The following is a 17,805-nucleotide window of genomic DNA, read 5'->3' on the forward strand; positions in this document are numbered from 1 at the left end:
GGCCGGAGGCACCGAGCGTCGTGCGCGGCTGCCTCCCGGCGAGCGATGGCCGCGCGAGTGACGATCGTGCGTACCATCATCGTTCGTGGGCGTCCGACCGGGGTGAACGCAGCCGGATGTCGCACCCATACGCGAAGATGATGGGATGAGCGACGTGCTCGACCGGTTCTCCCCCGCCACCCGTGAGTGGTTCAGCGGGGCGTTCCCCGCGCCCACCCCGGCGCAGATCGGCGCGTGGGATGCGATCTCGCGCGGCTCCCACACGTTGGTGGTCGCCCCGACCGGCAGCGGCAAGACCCTGGCCGCCTTTCTCTGGGCGATCGACTCGTTGGCCTCTCGAGCAGACGGCGGCGCTTCGGGCACGAGCGCGACCGCCGCGAGTCCATCCGCGGACGCGGCCGGGGGTGCGCCCGCGGAACGCTCGACCCGCGTGCTTTACATCTCACCGCTGAAGGCCCTCGGCGTCGACGTCGAGCGCAACCTCCGCTCCCCGTTGGTCGGCATCACCCAGACCGCACGACGGCTGGGCTTCGAGCCGCCCCACGTGAGTGTCGGGGTGCGAAGCGGCGACACCGTGCCCGCCGACCGGCGGCTGTTGGTGAAGAATCCGCCAGATATCCTGATCACGACGCCGGAGTCGTTGTTTCTGATGCTCACCTCTGCCGCTCGCGAAACTCTGGCTCAGGTCGACACGGTCATCATCGACGAGGTGCACGCGGTGGCCGCGACCAAGCGTGGCGCCCACCTGGCGCTCTCGCTCGAGCGGCTCGATGCGATGCTCGCGCGGCCCGCACAGCGCATCGGCCTGTCGGCCACTGTGCGCCCGCACGAAGAGGTGGCTCGATTCCTTTCCGGCCGGGCCCCGGTGCAGATCGTGGCGCCCGCGTCAACCAAGAAGTTCGACCTTCGGGTGGTCGTTCCGGTCGACGACATGAGCGAGTTGGGTTCCACAGTGGCCACGGGTGGCGACGCTGATGCCAACGAGCCCGGTCAGGCGCGATCGGGATCGATCTGGCCCCATGTTGAAGAACGCATCGTCGACCTGATCCTCGAGCACCGCTCGTCGATCGTCTTCGCCAACTCGAGGCGCCTGGCCGAACGGTTGACGGCCCGGTTCAACGAAATCTATGCCGAACGGATGGCAGACCCGCCCGAGGGCGATCCAGCACGTGTTCCAGACGAGTTGGCGCCGGACCGGTTCACTCCGGCCGATGCGCAGCCCACGTCGTCGCCGGCCACGCTGATGGGGCAGGCCGGGGCCACCGCGGGCGCCGACCCGCAACTGGCCCGGGCCCACCACGGCTCGGTCAGCAAAGAGCAACGAGCGCTGATCGAAGACGACCTGAAGTCGGGCCGGCTGCGCTGCGTGGTCGCGACCAGCAGCCTGGAGCTCGGCATCGACATGGGCGAGGTCGACCTGGTAGTGCAGGTCGAGTCTCCGCCGTCGGTCGCCAGCGGCCTGCAACGGGTCGGCCGTGCCGGTCACCAGGTCGGCGAGGTGTCGCGCGGCGTACTGTTTCCGAAGCATCGGGCCGACCTCATTCATTCGACCGTCACCGCGGAACGGATGGAGGCGGGCCTGATCGAGTCGTTGGCCGTGCCGGCCAACCCGCTCGACGTGCTTGCCCAGCAGACCGTCGCCGCCGTCGCCCTGGAGCCGATCAACGCCGACGACTGGTTCGACATTGTGCGCCGCAGCGCCAGCTTCGGGGGGCTCGGCCGCGGCGTGTTCGAGGCCACCCTCGACCTGCTCGCCGGCCGCTACCCGTCCGACCGCTTCGCCGAACTGCGCCCGCGCATCGTCTGGGACCGCGACTCGGGCACGCTCACCGGGCGGCCGGGCGCGCAACGGCTGGCGGTGACTTCTGGGGGCACGATCCCCGACCGCGGGCTGTTCGGCGTCTTCCTTGCCAGCGGCGCCACCGGCTCGGCCACCACCGGCGGCACCCGCGTGGGCGAGCTCGACGAGGAGATGGTGTACGAGTCGCGGGTCGGCGACGTGTTCGCCCTCGGTTCGACCAGTTGGCGCATCCACGAAATCACCCACGACCGGGTTCTGGTCACCCCCGCGTTCGGTGAACCCGGCCGACTGCCGTTCTGGAAGGGCGACGGGCTGGGACGTCCCCTCGAGTTGGGCCGGGCGGTTGGCGCGTTCCTGCGCGAGATCGCCACCGGCGACGAGGAGGATTCCCGTGCCCGCTGTCAGGCGGTTGGCCTCGATGCGCGCGCCGTGAACAACCTGCTTGCCTTCATCGCCGAACAACGTGTGGCCACCGGTCACGTGCCCACCGACCGCACGCTCGTGCTCGAGCGCTGCTATGACGAGCTCGGCGACTGGCGGCTGATCCTCCATTCCTCTTTCGGCATGAAGGTGCACGCCCCGTGGGCGCTGGCGGTCGGCGCCCGGGTGCGGGAGCGCTACGGGATCGACGGTTCCTGCATGGCCAGCGATGACGGGCTGATCGTACGCATTCCCGACACGGAGTCCGACCCGCCCGGAGCCGAACTGTTCGTCTTCGAACCGGCCGAGTTGGCACAGATCGTCACCACAGAGGTCGGCGGCTCGGCCCTGTTCGCCTCGCGTTTTCGGGAGTGTGCGGCCCGAGCCCTGCTGCTGCCCAAATACAATCCCGGCAAGCGGTCGCCGCTCTGGCAGCAACGCCAGAAGGCATCACAACTGCTGGACGTGGCCCGCGACTACCCCCAGTTTCCGATCATCCTGGAGACCGTGCGGGAGTGCCTGCAAGACGTCTACGATCTGCCCGGACTGACCGAGATCGCCACGCAGATCGAGAGCCGCGCGATCCGTATCGTCGAGACCCAGACCGAGCAGGCCAGCCCATTCGCCCGCTCGCTGCTGTTCGGCTATGTCGCCTCGTTCATCTACGAGGGCGACAGTCCGCTGGCCGAGCGGAGGGCCGCCGCCCTCTCACTCGACGCGGGGCTGCTCGCCGAGTTGCTCGGCCAGGCGGAGTTGCGCGAACTGCTCGACCCCGTCGTTCTCGAGCAGACCGAACGCGAGCTGCAACGCCTCGCACCGGAGCGGCAGGCGCGCGGTCTCGAGGGCGTGGCCGACCTGCTGCGCATGCTCGGACCGCTGACCACCGCGGAGGTGGCCGCGCGAACCCAGCCCCTCCCCACTGCCGAAGCCGCGCGGGTGGATCCTTCGCCGGCTGAGGGATCGGGCCAGCCATCCCCGGGAAGCCCCCACGACGAGACCGCCATGAGTCACACCACCCAGGCCGAAGCCTGGCTCGCCGACCTCGTGCGCAGCAAGCGCGCGCTGCAGGTCACGTTCGCGCAGGAGACGTGGTGGACAGCAATCGAGGATGCCGCCCGGCTGCGCGATGCGCTCGGCGTGCCGATTCCGTTCGGGGTTCCCGACGCGTTCATCGAACCAGTGGCCGACCCGCTGGGCGACCTGCTCGGCCGCTATGCCCGAACCCACACACCGTTCACCTCAACAGAGGCCGCGACACGGTTCGGGCTCGGTGCCGCCGTCGCCCACGACACGCTCCGACGTTTGGCAGGCGCCGGCCAGATCGTCGAGGGGGAGTTCCGGCCACACGGTGCCGGGGCAGAGTGGTGTGACAATCAGGTGCTGCGCCGGTTGCGCAACCGTTCGTTGGCAGCCCTCCGGCACGAGGTCGAGCCGGTGGACCGCCACGCACTCGGTCGCTTCCTGCCGGCGTGGCAGGGCGTCGGCGGTGCGATGCACGGAGTGGACGGTGTGGCATCGGTGATCGAACAACTCGCGGGCGTGCCGCTGCCGGCATCCGCGTGGGAGTCACTGGTGCTGCCTTCTCGTGTTGCCGATTACTCCGCCGCCATGCTCGACGAGTTGACCGCAGCCGGCGAGGTCATCTGGGCGGGAGCCGGAAACCTGCCGGGCAAGGATGGCTGGGTGAGTCTGCATCTGGCTGAGACAGCACCCCTCACCCTTGCCACGCCCCAGTCGCCGGAGCTCGGCGAGTTGCATCGGGCTGTTCTCGACACACTCAGCGGTGGGGGTGGCTACTTCTTTCGACAACTGTCCGACGCGGTCGGCAGCACCGACGATGACGCGCTGGTCACGGCCTGTTGGGACCTGGCCTGGGCTGGGCTGGTCACCAACGACACGTTCGCTCCGCTTCGGGTGCTGACCGGGGCAGGCCAGAGCGCGCACCGCACACCCCGTCGGCCGCCTCGAACCCGGATGCACTCGCTGCGCGCCTACGCCCGAAGTGGACGGTCCGGCCAGATCAGCCGAACCGGCCCACCCACCGCGCAGGGGCGCTGGTCACTGTTGCCGGAAGTCGAGACCGACCCCACCGTGCGCGCCAAGGCGAACGCCGAAGCGCTGCTGGAGCGCTACGGCGTTGTCACCCGAGGGTCGGTCGTCGCCGAGCAGGTGGCCGGTGGGTTCGCCCTGGTCTACCGGGTGCTCAGCGGGTTCGAGGACACCGGCCGGTGCCGCCGCGGCTACTTCGTGGAGGGCCTCGGCGCCGCCCAGTTCGCCACCGGCGGCACCATCGACCGGCTGCGCTCATTCCAGCGAGCACCGGATGAGTCGCCGTGGGTCACGTCTGACCCGGGGGCCGCCAGCCCCTCACGGGACGCCCGCCACTCCACGGCTCGTGACTCTACAACCCGTAGCTCCACGACTCGCGACTCCACAACCCGTGGCGGACCGGCCGTGGTCGCTCTGGCCGCGACCGACCCCGCGAACCCGTACGGTGCCGCGTTGCCGTGGCCAGCCGGTACCGGTCACCGCCCCGGGCGCAAGGCAGGCGCTCTCGTCGTTCTGGTCGACGGGGCACTCGTGCTTTACGTCGAACGCGGCGGCAAGAGCGTGCTCGCCTTCGAGGACGGGTCTCCGGATGCCGGGCCCGCCGCTTCCGGGCCCGAGCCGACCTCCGGATCGGTAGCCGGGTCGGTAGCCGGGGCAAACCCCTCGCGCGCCGTCGGAGCGACGTCAGGTCACGCCAGCAGCCCGCCCCCCGACCCGGTCGGCGGTCAGGCCGGACCGGCGATTCGTCTGGCCACCGACGCGCTGGCGGCACTGGTGCTCCGGGGCGGGGTCGACAAGTTGACCATTGAAAAGATCAACGGTGAGTTCGTGATCGGCACGCCGGTCGGGGCTGCGCTCCAGGCGTCCGGGTTCACGGCGATCCCCCGCGGCCTGCGCCTGCGCCGCTGAGCCATCGCCCTACGCGGTGCATCGTGGTCTCGGTGCGTCCCGGGCTCGGCGCGTCCCGGGCTCGGTGCGTCCCGGGCTCGGTGCGTCGTAGTCTCAGTACTGCGTGGATTTGGTACGTCCCAGCCGCAGTACCGAGTGGACTCGGCATTTCGGGGGCTCGGTGCGTCGTGCGCACCGGTACTTCGGGAGCCGACTACCTCGAAAGCTCAGGACCACAGGGTCGCCGACGGGCTCTGCGCACCCGCAATCCGCTCCTCCTGAGTTTTCGCCGAACGGCGCTGGCGGGGTCACGCGGATGTCTTCCCAACCCGGGCTCCTGCCACCGGCCAGCCCGCCACCGGTCAGCCCGCCAGGCGGTCGACCGATCAGCCGGTGATCGGTGTGGCGAGGCCGTCGATGATCTCGACTCCGGGCAGTCGGCTGAACAGGGCTCCCGGCAACAGGATCTTCGACCGCCGCACTCCCGAACCGATGATCACCACATCAGCCTCGGACACGCGGCTGTCGACCAGCACCGGCCATCCGTCCGGCAATCCGATCGGGGTGATGCCGCCATATTCCATGCCGGTCATCTCGACCGCCTGATCCATCGGCAAGAACGACGACTTGCGCACGTCGAGCCGCTTGCGCACCACGGTGTTGACGTCGGCGCGGGTGCTCGACAGAACGACGCAGGCGGCGATGCGCTGTTCACCCTCGCGCTTGCCAGCCACGACCACGCAGTTGGCGAGCGTATCGGCGTCGAGCCCGAACTCGGCCCGGGTGGCGGCGGTGTCGGAGATGTCCGGGTCGATCTCGACCACCCCCACCTTGTCGAGGACCCCCGCTGCGATGAGGGCAGCGGCGACCGGTTCAGCAAGAAGATCGAGACGAGTGGATGCCGGCACTGTCGTCAACCGGCCGAGCGTGAAGGTTCCCATCCGCCCAGTCTGCCCGTACCGTCCGGGTGGTCGCCACCGACGGCGACGTGGAGTTGCTTTATGCTGGTCGAACCATGCCCGAGGGTGACACCGTATTTCGTGCGGCCCGTGAACTGCGAGCCGCTCTCGTCGGCGAGCGCCTCACCCGGTGCGACATCCGGGTGCCGCGCTTCGCGACCGTCGACCTCGCCGGTGAGGTGGTCGACGACGTCGTCAGTCGCGGCAAGCACCTGCTCATCCGCGTCGGAGACGCCTCGATCCACACACACCTGAAGATGGAGGGGATCTGGCACATCTACCAGCCGGGCGAGAAGTGGCGACGGCCGGCCTGGCAGGCCCGAATCATCCTCGGCACTGCCCGATCCGCAGCCGTCGGATTTCAGCTCGGCGTGGTCGAGGTGCTGCGTCGCGATGCCGAGGACACGGCCGTGGGGCATCTGGGCCCAGACCTGCTCGGACCTGACTGGGACGCCGTGGAGGCACTCACCCGACTGCGCGCAAACCCCGGCCGCACGATCGGTGAGGCCGTGCTCGACCAAAGGATGCTCGCAGGCATCGGCAACGTGTACCGCAGCGAATTGTGCTTCCTGGTCGGCGTGCTGCCAGAAACCCCCGTCGGCGATGTGCCGGATCTGCCCCGGCTGGTCACCCTCGCTCAGAAGCTGCTGGCGGCGAACAGGGAGCGATCACGGCGTTCGACCACCGGCCGGCTGCGCGGAGACACGCTGTGGGTGTACGGGCGCGACAGGCGCCCGTGCCTGCGGTGCGGCACGGCCATTCGGCAGGCAGAGTTCGGCGATCCGGCCCGGGTGGTCTACTGGTGCCCGAACTGCCAGCGCTGAGCCGACCCTGAGGCGGCAGCGCCGCGCAGCCGAGCGGTGTGAGCGCAGTGCGGGCAGTTCGGCCGCCGGTTGCTCGTAGTGTAGAGCTATGGCCATCACCACTCCGCGCCCCTGGTTGAACAGTTACGCCCCGGGCGTTCCGCACGACATCGAGTTGCCCACCGGCTCGCTCTACGACCTGGTCGAGGAGTCGATCCGAGCATTCCCCGACAACATCGCGCTCGAGTTCTTCGGCCGCGAGACGACCTACCGTGCACTCGGTGACCAGATCGACCGGGCCGCAGAAGGCCTGCGCCTGCTCGGCGTGCAGAAGGGGAGCCCGGTGGCGATCGTGTTGCCGAACGCGCCGCAGCACATCATCGCGTTCTACGCGGTGCTGCGCCTCGGCGGCATCGTGATCGAGCACAACCCGCTGTACACCCCGCGCGAGCTGCGCCACCAGTTCGAGGACCACGGCGCGAAGATCGTGATCGCCTGGGACAAGGTTGTCGCCTCGATCCAGGCCTTCCCGGCGGATATCGCGGTCGATGCGATCATCTCGATCGACATCACCCGCGCGATGCCGTTAGCCACGCGTGCGATGTTGCGTCTGCCGATCACGAAGGCGCGCGAGTCACGGAGCGCCCTGACCACTCGGGTGCGCGGCACCCTCGACTGGCCCGAGCTGATTGCGAACGCGCCGATCAGTGAGCACATCATCCGCCCGGAGGCCGACGACGTTGCCCTGATCCAGTACACGAGCGGCACGACCGGGCGGCCCAAGGGCGCCACGCTCACGCACCTGAACCTGAACGCGAATGCGGCGCAGGCCCGCGCCTGGGTGCCCACGGTCCCGCTCGGCACCGCCGTCGTCTACGCGGTGCTGCCCATGTTCCACGCCTACGGGCTCACCCTCTGCCTCACCTTCGCCATGAGCATGGGGGCGCGTCTGGTGCTGTTCCCGAAGTTCGACCCCGACCTGGTGCTGAAGGTGATCAAGAAGCATCCGGCCACATTCCTGCCCGCGGTGCCGCCGATCTATGAGCGGCTCACGCACGCGGCGAAGGAGCAGAACGTGTCGCTCGCGGGGATCGAGATCGCGATCTCCGGCGCCATGCCGCTGACCGCGTCGGTCGTGGAACCGTGGGAGGGTCTCACCGGCGGCTACCTCGTCGAGGGCTACGGGCTCTCCGAGACCTCACCGGTGCTGATGGCGAACCCGGTGGCCAGCAGCCGCCGCGCCGGCACGGTCGGACTGCCGCTGCCGAACACCGAGTTGCGCGTCGTCGATCCCGAGAACCCGGCGACGGATCGCGAATCCGGAGATCAAGGTGAGCTTCTGGTGCGCGGTCCCCAGGTGTTCTCCAGCTACTGGCGGGAACCGGATGCCACGGCTGAGGTCTTCGTCGACGACCCCGACGGTGGCACCCCCTGGTTTCGCACCGGTGACATCGTCACCGTCGACAGCGACGGGTTCGTGACGGTCGTCGACCGCATCAAAGAGTTGATCATCACCGGCGGGTTCAATGTGGCCCCCACCGAGGTGGAGGAGACGCTCTGCGAGGTCTCAGGAATCGCCGAGGCGGCCGTCGTGGGCATCCCGAGCGTGCACAGCGGCGAAGAGGTCGTTGCTGCGGTCGTACTGTACCCCGGCGCCGCGCTCGACGAGGCTGCTGCGCGAGCGTATGTGCGTGAGCGCCTCACCCCGTACAAGGTGCCCAAGCACATCACGGTCGTCGAAGAGCTGCCGAAGTCGTTGATCGGCAAGGTCTTGCGGCGGAGGGTGCGTGAGGAATTGTTGAAATCTGCGGGCACGTCAGAACAAGCCTGAAGCGTCCCTAGATCAGGGCACCGCTGAGTTGCGCGTCGCACGGTGCCACATCACGGAGCGCTGCGTCACGGGGTGCTGCATCACGGGGTGCTGCGTCACGGGGTGCTGCGCCGCAGAGGGTGCTCCATCACAGGGTGCTAACCCACAGGGGGCTCAGCCTGTTCAACACGGTCAGCGGTGGGCTCGACCAGTCACCCCTGTCGGAACCTACTCGCGGTCAGTTTTTTCGTGGTCAGTTCTTGTTCGTGGTCAGTTCTTGTTCGTGGTCAGTGTTTGTTCTTGGTCAGATCCTCAACCTCGGGGTGCAATTTGGCATCCGCCTTGGCGTGCTTGGCCGCGCGTTTCTCTTTGATCGATTTTCCGTGCGCTTTCGAACTGGTCTGGTGGGGTGATTTGTCGGGCATGGTGGACTCCTTCGCGCGCCGGGGCCGTCGGAAGTCCCGTGTTCACAGGGTACGCTCGCCGGCCCGTGGCATGCCCGATTTTCAGCAAGTCGGATGCTTGGCGCGGTGTATGGCCTGCTACACGACCTGTTGCTCCGACGACTACCCGCCGTGGTCGGCCTCCACCCCCAGCCAGCCGCGTCGGTCGGGGAGTTCCGAGGCACGAGGAATCACCACGAGGCACGGCCCCGGTCAACCATCCGGGGCATTCAGCGCCTGTTTTCCAGCGCCTGTTGTTCAGCGCAGGATGTTCAGCGTAGGTTGTTCAGCGCAGCCGCTCCCGGAGTGCATCTCGTGACTGTTGCGCGGTGCGACGAACCTCGATGTCCGGGTCGTGCACGAGCGCGGCGATGGCGTCGACGTGCTCCGCGGTGCCCTGTGCAGCCAGGGCTCGCAGGGCCCCGGCACGCACCCGGGGCACGTCATCGGTCAGCATCTTCACCAACTTCGGAGCCACCTGCAGGTCGCGCATCAGCACGACCCGTGCGCACATCTCGCGCACCCGCCAGGCCTGGTTGGTCAGGCCGACGACGACGTAGGGTGCGGCGAGCGCCTCATCCCAGGCGTGCAGGAACACGCGCGCTCCCCACAGTTCGGGCCAGTACAGGGCCGGAGCCCCCTCGAGGATGCCGAGGGCGTGGCGACCGCCCGCGTAGAGCAGAAAATCTTTGCCGGCGTTCTTCGCCCGCAACAGGGTCACCGCGTTCTCGATCACCGCCCTCTCGCCGTAGTGTGCTATCGCCGCCTGCAGCCTCTCGGCTGTGGGGAGATCGAGCGGGATGTCGGGGTGCAGTTCACGGGACTTGTTCATGGCGCTGCCCACTTTACCGGGCGCCCCCTGCGGCGGGGGTGCGAGACGACTCCTCGTACCTCGGAATCGCTCGACGCCCGCGAAGTCCAGGAGGAAAGGCATGCCGGCCCTCTCTGGGCAGTGTGTTATGTCTCAGGACAGCGGTGACGGTTCTGCATCAGGACATCGGTGACGGTTCTGCATCAGGACAGCGGTGACAGTTCTGCATCAGGACAGCGGTGACAGTTCTGCATCAGGACATCGGTGACAGTTCTGCATCAGGACAGCGGTGACGGTCTCCTCCTGAAGTCTTGAACTTGAAGGCCGAACAGCCTGTCGCTCAAATATGCAGGAGGAGAGCCGCGCCGAGCTTGTCTCTGCGTCGGCGGCGGTGTCGTCCTGAGTTTTTCTGGGTGAGGTGCGGTGTACCCGGCGGGCTACAGGGAAACGCCGACGAGCACGGGTTCGGGCTGCAGCAGCACGCCGAACTCGGCGAGCACGCGCCCCTGTACGAAGCGGGCCAATTCGGCCACCTCGGCCGCGGTCGCCCCGCCACGGTTCGTCAGCGCCAACGTGTGCTTGCTGGAGATGGCCGCCCGCGAGCCGGGCAGAGCGAAGCCACGCGCGATACCGGCGTTCTCTATCAGCCAGGCGGCACTGAGCTTGACCGCGCCTTCCCGAGCGTCGGCACCGGCGCTCGAGCCTGAAGATTTCGCCATCGCGCCGGTGATCTCGGATGCGTGATCGTGCGATACGCCGTGCCCCGCAGCCCGGCCACCCGCTCCCCCCGCTGTTTCTTCACCGGCGGGCCCGCGAGCATCAGCATCGTCGTCGGCGCCGTGCAACGGGGTGATGGTGTCTTGGGCATCGGCGACCAGCGGCCAGCGTGGGCAACCCGCGGGCAACCCGCGGGCAAAGTTCTCGCTCACGATCGGGTTCGTGAAGAATGACCCGGCACTGACCGAATCGGGGTCTGCGGCATCCAGCACCATACCCTTCGAGGCCCGCAGCTCGAGCACCGCTCGGCGCACCTCGACCAGCTCGACCCGGTCGCCGAGAGACACGCCCAATGCCGTCGCCAACTGCCCGTAGGCGACCGGCATGCTTCGCCCGGATGCCGAACCCTCCCCCTCGAACAGTTGCAGCTCGATCGCCAGAACGATGCCGATCTGCAGTTTCTGCTTCAGCCTCGAGGTGCGGTAGCCGAGCTCGAGATCGGAGGCGGGGATCCGCGTGACCTGGTCGGTGTCCTGGTCGAGAAAATGTATGGCGACCAGGCTGGACGACAATTCCTGCCCGTACGCGCCGATGTTCTGCACCGGGGCGGCGCCCGCGCATCCGGGAATCCCCGACAGCGCCTCGATCCCGGCCCAGCCGTGGGCGACCGTGTGCGCGACCAGATCGTCCCACCTCTCGCCCGCCGCGACCTTGAGGTGGATCGTGCGGCCATCCGGCGTCTGACCCGAGGTCGGCAGTTCTTCTATCCCCCGGGTGACCAGCCGGATCACGGTGCCATCGAAACCGTCATCGGATGCCACGGTGTTCGACCCGCCGCCGAGCAGCAACCACTCGTCGCCGGTTCGCCACACCGTGATCGCGGTCTCGACCAGCTCCGCGGTGGTGGCCGGGGCGACCAGTTGCTCGGGCACTCCGCCGACGCGGATGGTCGTCAGCTCTGATAGTGGTGGCACCGATGATGTCATGATTCTCGCGTCGTGGATCTCTGGGTGCCGGTCACGCCAGAAAGACGCGCGCCTGCGCCTTTCCGAGCACGGTCTGGTCGTTGAAGGTGACCGTCAGGTCGATGCGGCACGCAGAGTCTTCGATCTGGCCGACCTTCGCGACCACACGCACGTGGGCACCGTCTGCCGCATCCACTGGCACCGGGCGGGTGAACCGCACCTGGTAGTCGGCGATGCGTCCGGGGTCGCCGATCCAGTCGACGACCGGCTGCACCGCGAAACCCATGGTGAGCATGCCGTGGGCAAGAACGCCGGGAAGGCCCACGTCGACGGCCACGTCGTCACGGTAGTGGATCGGGTTGAAGTCACCCGACGCGCCTGCATAACGCACAAGGCTGTCGCGGCTGAGCGTGAACTCGCCCTCGGCGACAATGTCGCCCACGGTCAACTGGTCGGATCTCACGGCGTTCATTCGTCTCCCCTGACGACGAGAGTGGAGGTCGCGGTCACCACGTGCGCGCCGGCCTGGTCGACGATCTCCGAGACCGCGGTCACCATGGAGTGCCCGCCCAGCGACTTGACGCTGGCAACGGTGAGGGTGGCGGTGAGCTCATCGCCCGCGACGATCGGCCGAGTGAAGGTGAAGCGCTGGTCGCCGTGCACCACGCGGGTGAAGTCGATGCCGGCATCCGGTTCGGCCAGCAATTGGGCCAGGGTGGCCTCTTGCACGACCACCGGGAAGGTCGGCGGCGCAACCACGTCGGCGTAACCCGCGGCGCGCGCGGCTTCCGGGTCATGATTGATCGGATGCGTGGCGAAGACGGCGCGGGAGAACTCGCGGATCTTCTCCCGCCCGACAAGGTAGGGGGCGACCGGGGCGAAGGTGCGGCCGGCGATATCTGGGTTGACTGACACCCGACCATTCTATTCAGGCGCGGTTCTGATCAGGCGCGGTTCTCTTCAGGCGCTGTCGGCGGCCGCCGGGCACAGCCGCGGAGCGGTGTCACGGCTCGCGGTTAACAGCAGAACCCCGCCGCCACAGGGGCAAACGGGGTTCGGTGCAGTTGGGTACTGCAGTGGCTGACGGTCGGAGCTGGTGCTTCGTGTCAGCCGAGTGACGCGGCCTACTGGCAGCTGTCACACTGCAGAAGGTCCATCGGGTCAACGGGAACTGAATAGCCGTCAACATTGTTGTCGTAATCCATGGGTGCCTCCTCAGGTATCTTGGTGGTTCTTCGGCTGAAACGTGATTATGTCTCTGCCGCGCCTTTGCGGTTCTTCACTATATAACGGGAATGACACCCCTGTCATTCCACTACATGTAGTGTTTTGAGGTTTTACCTCACTATCCCGCGAGAATACGCGGGACCACCGACATTTAAGATTTTTCGACACGCCGAGGCGCGTGTTCGCGGCACGGTTTCGAGGACAAATTACATACCGGACCACGGTTCTGGCTCGACATTTCTCCCTGCTGGCGGCGGCCGCGACGCCCCAGACGGTTAGCATGGCGAGATGCAACAAATGATTCTGGATGTCGACACCGGCATCGACGATGCACTCGCCCTTCTCGTGGCAGTGCGCCACCCTGACGTGAACGTGCGCGCGGTCACCTGTGTGGCGGGAAATGCCAGCCTCGAGCAGGTCGTGCGCAACACCCTGAAAGTGCTGGACGTTGCCGGGGCCGGCGACATCCCGGTCGCCGCCGGGGCCCCCCGCCCGTTGCTGGCGGAGGCCCGCCATGCCGCCCACGTGCACGGGAACGACGGGCTCGCCGACCTCGGGCTTCCGGAGTCAACACGCCAGATCGAGCCGATTCACGCCGTCGAACTGCTGCGCCGCGAGATTCTTGCCAGCCCGACCCCGGTCACCCTGGTTCCGCTGGCGCCGATGACGAACATCGCCCTGTTGGTGCGCATGTATCCCGAAGCCCTGGCAAACGTCGAGCGCATCGTCTTCATGGGCGGATCCGCATCGGTGGGCAATGCCACCGCCGTGGCGGAGTTCAACACCTGGCATGACCCGGAGGCGGCAGAGATTGTGTTGAGTGCCGGGGTGCCGATCACCATGTATGGGCTGGACGTGTTCTATTCGGTCACGGTTGCCGCGGAGGACATCACCCGGCTCGTCGCGGCGGCCGAACCGGGGGCCCAGTTGGCCGGGCGCCTGCTGCAGCACATCGTCAGTGTGAAGGGCGGCGAGGTGCGTGTCGCGGGTGAGGGCAACGGCGACATCGGCGATGCGGGCGCCGTGTGCGCCGCGATCGACCCCGAGGGCGTGCGCACCGTGAACCTGCCGGTTCGCGTCAGCCTCGGCGACGCACTCACCCGCGGCCAGACGGTCGTTGACCACCGCACGGCCGGTCACGAGCAGGAGGGTGCGGGCGATCACGGGTTCAACCCGATCGACGTCGCCCTCGGGGTCGACGGTGTCCGCTACGCGAAACTGTTTCTGGACACCATCACGGCGTAAGCGGGTTTGCGCGCCGCGCCACTCCGCGGCCGCACCACGCTCAACTGGCCGAAGAATCGCTGGCGACCGTCTCAAAGCCCCGGACGGCGCAGGTTTTGGCAGGATTTCTTGTTGCCCAGACTCCCTCGATCCGCAGGGTTGCGAGGCGGTTTCGAGCCAATCATCCTTCGCCGGATCGCTTGGCCCCCGTCAAGCCTGCGCTCGGCGACGCGTCACTCCGTGAGGTCGAGCATCGGAGTCTTCTGCCGGAACCCGCGCGTCAGGAGCAGCAGATAGATGAACCCGACCGCCAGCCAGATCAACCCGATCACGAGCGTTCGAGGCGACAGGCTCGTCCACAGCCAGATCGTGAGGCCGAATCCGATCAACGGGACGACGAGATACGTGAAGACATGCATCCCGTGGCGCCGCTTGTCGTCCAGGTAATAGTGCTTGATCACCGCCAGGTTGACCGCGGAGAACGCGATCAACGCACCGAAGCTGATCATCTCCGACAACATCCCCAGGTCGATCACGAGCGCGAACAGTGAGACGACCGAGACCGCGAGGATCGACAGCACCGGGGTGCGGAACCGCTCGTTCAGCCGCCCGAAGAAACCACGGGGCAGTACGCCATCCCGGCCCATTGCGAACAGGATGCGTGAGACTGACGCCTGGGAGACCAGGGCAGACCCCGCCGCACCGGCGACATAGGCGGCGATGAAGAACGCACCGAGGAACTGGCCGCCGGCGGCCTTCATCACGTCGATGGCGGCGGAGTCGGCGTTGCCGAAGGAGTGGTCGGGCAGCACGAGGTGACCCACGTAGGCCAGGCCCACGAACAGCACTCCGGCGATCAGCGTGATTGCCATGATCGCGATCGGCAGGCTCCTGCGCGGATCCTTGGTCTCTTCGGCAAACGTCGAGACGGAATCGAAGCCCAAAAACGACAGGCACAGGATGGCGGCTCCGGCCATGACTGGCCCGAATCCGCCCGGATCCCCCGTGCCGGCGAACGGTGCCAGGAGGTTGACAGTGGAGCTCTGGCTGACCTGGTTGATTGCCATGGCCACGAAGACCACGATGAAGATGAGCTGAACCGCGATGAGGACCATGTTGGTGCGCGCGATCGACACGATCCCCACGATGTTCAAGATCGTCACCACGAGGATGGTGGCGAGGATGAACACCCAGGCGGGAATCGTCTGGAAGGTCTCATGCAGATAGATTCCGATCACCAGGTAATTGATCATGGGCAGGAACAGGTAGTCGAGCATGAGCGCCCAACCGGTGAGGAACCCGATCCCGGGACCAAAACTTCGCTGGCTGTAGGTGTAGGCCGAACCGGCAAACGGGAAGGCCCGCGACATCAGGCCGTAGGACCTGGCGGTGAACACCATCGCGACCAGGGTGACGATGTAGGCCAGGGGTAACCGGCCACCGGTGACCTGGGTGACGATGCCGTAGGTGGTGAACACGGTGAGCGGCACCATGTAGACCATGCCGAACAGCACGAGCGACGGTATCCCGAGCACACGGCGCAGCTGGCCGGTGTCGGGCTTCAGGTTGCTGACCGCCGAATAGATGGGTTGCGTGCTCATGCGTGCTCCTTGGAGTGGGCGGTTGCCAGGTAGGTGCAGGATCCGGCCAGATACGTGGCCTGAACACGGATGCCTGGGATGTCGAGCGCCGGCCGGGTGCGCGGGTCGGCGCTGAGCCAGACCAGGTCGGCACTCGCGCCCGGGGTGATCTGCCCCCAACCCTCGCTTGTGCGGTCGGCCAGGGCCAGTGTGGCGACGCCGGCGGTATATGCCGTCAGGGCTGCTGCGACCTCGAGCCGCTCATCGGCAGTCCAGCCGCCGGACGGTTCGCCGTCTACTGTCATGCGCGAGACTCCGACGGAGATGCCGTCGAGCGGTGCCGCGGACGAGCAGGGCCAATCCGAGCCGAACGACAGGGTGGCTCCGCTGTCGACGAGGGTGCGCATGCGGTACTGCTGCTCCGTGCGTTCCGGGCCGAGCCGGGGCACGGTCAGCACGGTCATCAGGGCGTCGAGCTGGGCCCAGAGCGGCTGCATGACCGGCACGACACCCAGTTCGGCGAAGCGCGCCAGGTCCGCGGGCGCCGCCAACTGCACGTGGGCGATCGCGGGCCGGTTCACCGAGGGCCCGTTCACCGAGGCGGCATGTTCGATGGCGTCGAGCGCCGTGCGCACGGCGGCATCCCCGATCGCGTGGATGTGTGCCTGGAACCCTGCGGCATCCACCGCCTGCACTGATTCGGCGAGGTGCTCCGGGCTCCAGACGAGCATGCCGTGGTCGTGCATTCCTGAACAGTACGGCTCAAGCAACGCGCCAGTCTCGTTCTCAACGACGCCGTCTGCGAAGAACTTCACGCTGTGGGCGGTCAGGTGCGCAGACCCGACGGCTTCCACCCTCGCCCGCGCCTGGACCATGTCCGGCAGGCTCGCTGGGAAGTGCCGCGGGTCGGCGAGCAGGGCCAGATTGAACCGGGTGGACAGGAGCCCCCGATTGGCGGCAGCCAGGTAGACGTCGATGTCGTCGGATTCGACCCAGGCATCCTGTACCCAGGTCACCCCGAGGCTCGCGAAATGCTCGCTGGCCCGCTTCAACGCATCGACCCTGTCTTCGAAATCATGCCCCGGGTTCACCGCGTTCACCAGGTCGATCGCGCCCCACTCCCGAAGCACCCCGAGCGGGGACCCGTCGGCGCGCCGGGGGATCTCGCCGAGCTCCGGCTCCGGAGTATCGGCGTCGATGCCGGCCATTTCCAGCGCCTTCGAGTTGCACCAAACCGTGTGGTAGTCCCACGCCCGCAACACGACGGGGCGGTCACTGACCGCGTCGTCCAGCCAGCGCGCGTCGAACAGCCCGCCCTCGGCGAACGATCCGTCGTAGGAGGCCCCGAGGATCCACTCCTTCTCCGGGTTCTCCTTGGCATACCGGCGCACCTCCGCGATGATCTCGTCCACGCTCGTGCACTGTCGGATGCGCGGACCACAGTCCTCCAGGCCACCGAAGATCGGATGCGCGTGTCCCTCACCGAACGACGGCATCAGGAATCCGCCGGCCAGGTCGATTCTCTCCGCATCCTCGCCGGCCGCCGCTTCGGCATCATCTCCGACGGCGGCCACCCGGCCGTCGACGACCAGGAGCGCGCACTGGTCGGGGCTGTCGGCACCCATCCATACGGTGCCGTTGGTGAAAAGCTGCGGGCGACCGGATTCTGTCACGCCATGTCCTCCGATGAGTCAGTTGTGGGCGTCGTCGCCGCGCAGAGTTGATTCTCGAACCGGTGAACGAACGTTATTGCTATGAGTAGCCTACGGCCGGATCCGCCTTGCCGTTTTGTCAGCAGAGCTCCGCTCGAGACGATCTCTTCGCCCCGAGAGAGCTCGACACACGGGCTCGCTACGAGCTGAGGGGTCGCAGAGCGCTCGACGGGGCCGGGCAGTGCAATTTGGTCGACTGCCCGTCGCGCCGCTCAATCCGGTGGCTCGACATGATCGCTCCGCACATCGGGCATGCCTTGCCGCTGGCCGGCGGCAGTTCGGGTTCGCCGTACGGCCCCAGCTGGCACGGTCCGCCCCACGGGTAGAAGAAGTTGAATGCCCTGTCCCACCAGGGAAGTCTCTTCTTCGCCATCCGCATCCATTCACTGTCAGGCG

General features: G+C 67.5%; 13 protein-coding genes. 4 read left to right on the forward strand and 9 right to left on the reverse strand.

What is annotated here, in order from left to right; translation table 11 throughout:
• Positions 1-145: 145 nt before the first annotated feature.
• Positions 146-5,179, forward strand: coding sequence for a DEAD/DEAH box helicase (locus tag DL891_RS05910; RefSeq protein ID WP_111719506.1), 5,034 nt, complete (start codon positions 146-148; stop codon positions 5,177-5,179).
• Positions 5,180-5,544: 365 nt separating this feature from the next.
• Here DL891_RS05910 and DL891_RS05915 read toward each other — a convergent pair whose 3' ends face one another.
• Complete coding sequence (locus DL891_RS05915; protein WP_111719507.1) at positions 5,545-6,099, reverse strand: YbaK/EbsC family protein; 555 nt, start codon at positions 6,097-6,099, stop codon at positions 5,545-5,547.
• 74 nt (positions 6,100-6,173) lie between these two features.
• Between DL891_RS05915 and DL891_RS05920 the strand changes: the two genes are divergently transcribed.
• Entirely contained in the window at positions 6,174-6,941 is a 768-nt protein-coding gene (locus DL891_RS05920) for a DNA-formamidopyrimidine glycosylase family protein (protein WP_111719646.1), read from the forward strand.
• An 88-nt stretch (positions 6,942-7,029) separates the two neighbouring features.
• Positions 7,030-8,751: a long-chain-fatty-acid--CoA ligase gene (locus DL891_RS05925; protein WP_111719508.1), complete on the forward strand. Its 1,722-nt coding sequence runs from the start codon at positions 7,030-7,032 to the stop codon at positions 8,749-8,751.
• Positions 8,752-9,017: 266 nt separating this feature from the next.
• On the opposite strand, the gene DL891_RS17300 is transcribed toward DL891_RS05925, so the two are convergent.
• The 5 genes from DL891_RS17300 to DL891_RS05945 all read right to left on the reverse strand — a co-directional run bounded on the left by DL891_RS17300 (position 9,018) and on the right by DL891_RS05945 (position 12,581).
• Positions 9,018-9,155, reverse strand: a complete 138-nt coding sequence (locus DL891_RS17300) for a hypothetical protein (RefSeq protein WP_198668786.1) — start codon at positions 9,153-9,155, stop codon at positions 9,018-9,020.
• A gap of 304 nt (positions 9,156-9,459) precedes the next feature.
• Positions 9,460-10,005 (reverse strand): HEAT repeat domain-containing protein, encoded by a 546-nt coding sequence (locus DL891_RS05930; RefSeq protein ID WP_111719509.1) that lies wholly within the window; start codon positions 10,003-10,005, stop codon positions 9,460-9,462.
• Between the two features lie 416 nt (positions 10,006-10,421).
• Complete coding sequence (locus DL891_RS05935) at positions 10,422-11,687, reverse strand: UDP-N-acetylmuramate dehydrogenase (RefSeq protein ID WP_111719510.1); 1,266 nt, start codon at positions 11,685-11,687, stop codon at positions 10,422-10,424.
• Between the two features lie 31 nt (positions 11,688-11,718).
• Positions 11,719-12,138: a MaoC family dehydratase gene (locus DL891_RS05940; protein WP_111719511.1), complete on the reverse strand. Its 420-nt coding sequence runs from the start codon at positions 12,136-12,138 to the stop codon at positions 11,719-11,721.
• Entirely contained in the window at positions 12,135-12,581 is a 447-nt protein-coding gene (locus tag DL891_RS05945; protein WP_111719512.1) for a MaoC family dehydratase N-terminal domain-containing protein, read from the reverse strand. Before DL891_RS05945 ends, DL891_RS05940 begins: the two co-directional genes overlap by 4 nt.
• Before the next feature lie 600 nt (positions 12,582-13,181).
• Between DL891_RS05945 and DL891_RS05955 the strand changes: the two genes are divergently transcribed.
• Positions 13,182-14,138, forward strand: coding sequence for a nucleoside hydrolase (locus DL891_RS05955; RefSeq protein ID WP_111719514.1), 957 nt, complete (start codon positions 13,182-13,184; stop codon positions 14,136-14,138).
• Between the two features lie 212 nt (positions 14,139-14,350).
• On the opposite strand, the gene DL891_RS05960 is transcribed toward DL891_RS05955, so the two are convergent.
• The 3 genes from DL891_RS05960 to DL891_RS05970 form a co-directional block, all read right to left on the reverse strand.
• A complete protein-coding gene (locus DL891_RS05960) occupies positions 14,351-15,718 on the reverse strand; it encodes an APC family permease (RefSeq protein ID WP_111719515.1) in 1,368 nt (455 codons plus the stop codon).
• Positions 15,715-17,370, reverse strand: a complete 1,656-nt coding sequence (locus tag DL891_RS05965) for an amidohydrolase (protein WP_232819029.1) — start codon at positions 17,368-17,370, stop codon at positions 15,715-15,717. Before DL891_RS05965 ends, DL891_RS05960 begins: the two co-directional genes overlap by 4 nt.
• Before the next feature lie 178 nt (positions 17,371-17,548).
• On the reverse strand, positions 17,549-17,782 hold the full coding sequence (locus DL891_RS05970) for a hypothetical protein (RefSeq protein WP_157962405.1): 234 nt from the start codon (positions 17,780-17,782) through the stop codon (positions 17,549-17,551).
• Positions 17,783-17,805 lie beyond the last annotated feature (23 nt).

This window comes from Homoserinimonas sp. OAct 916 (genome assembly GCF_003260275.1).
Lineage (GTDB): Bacteria > Actinomycetota > Actinomycetes > Actinomycetales > Microbacteriaceae > OACT-916.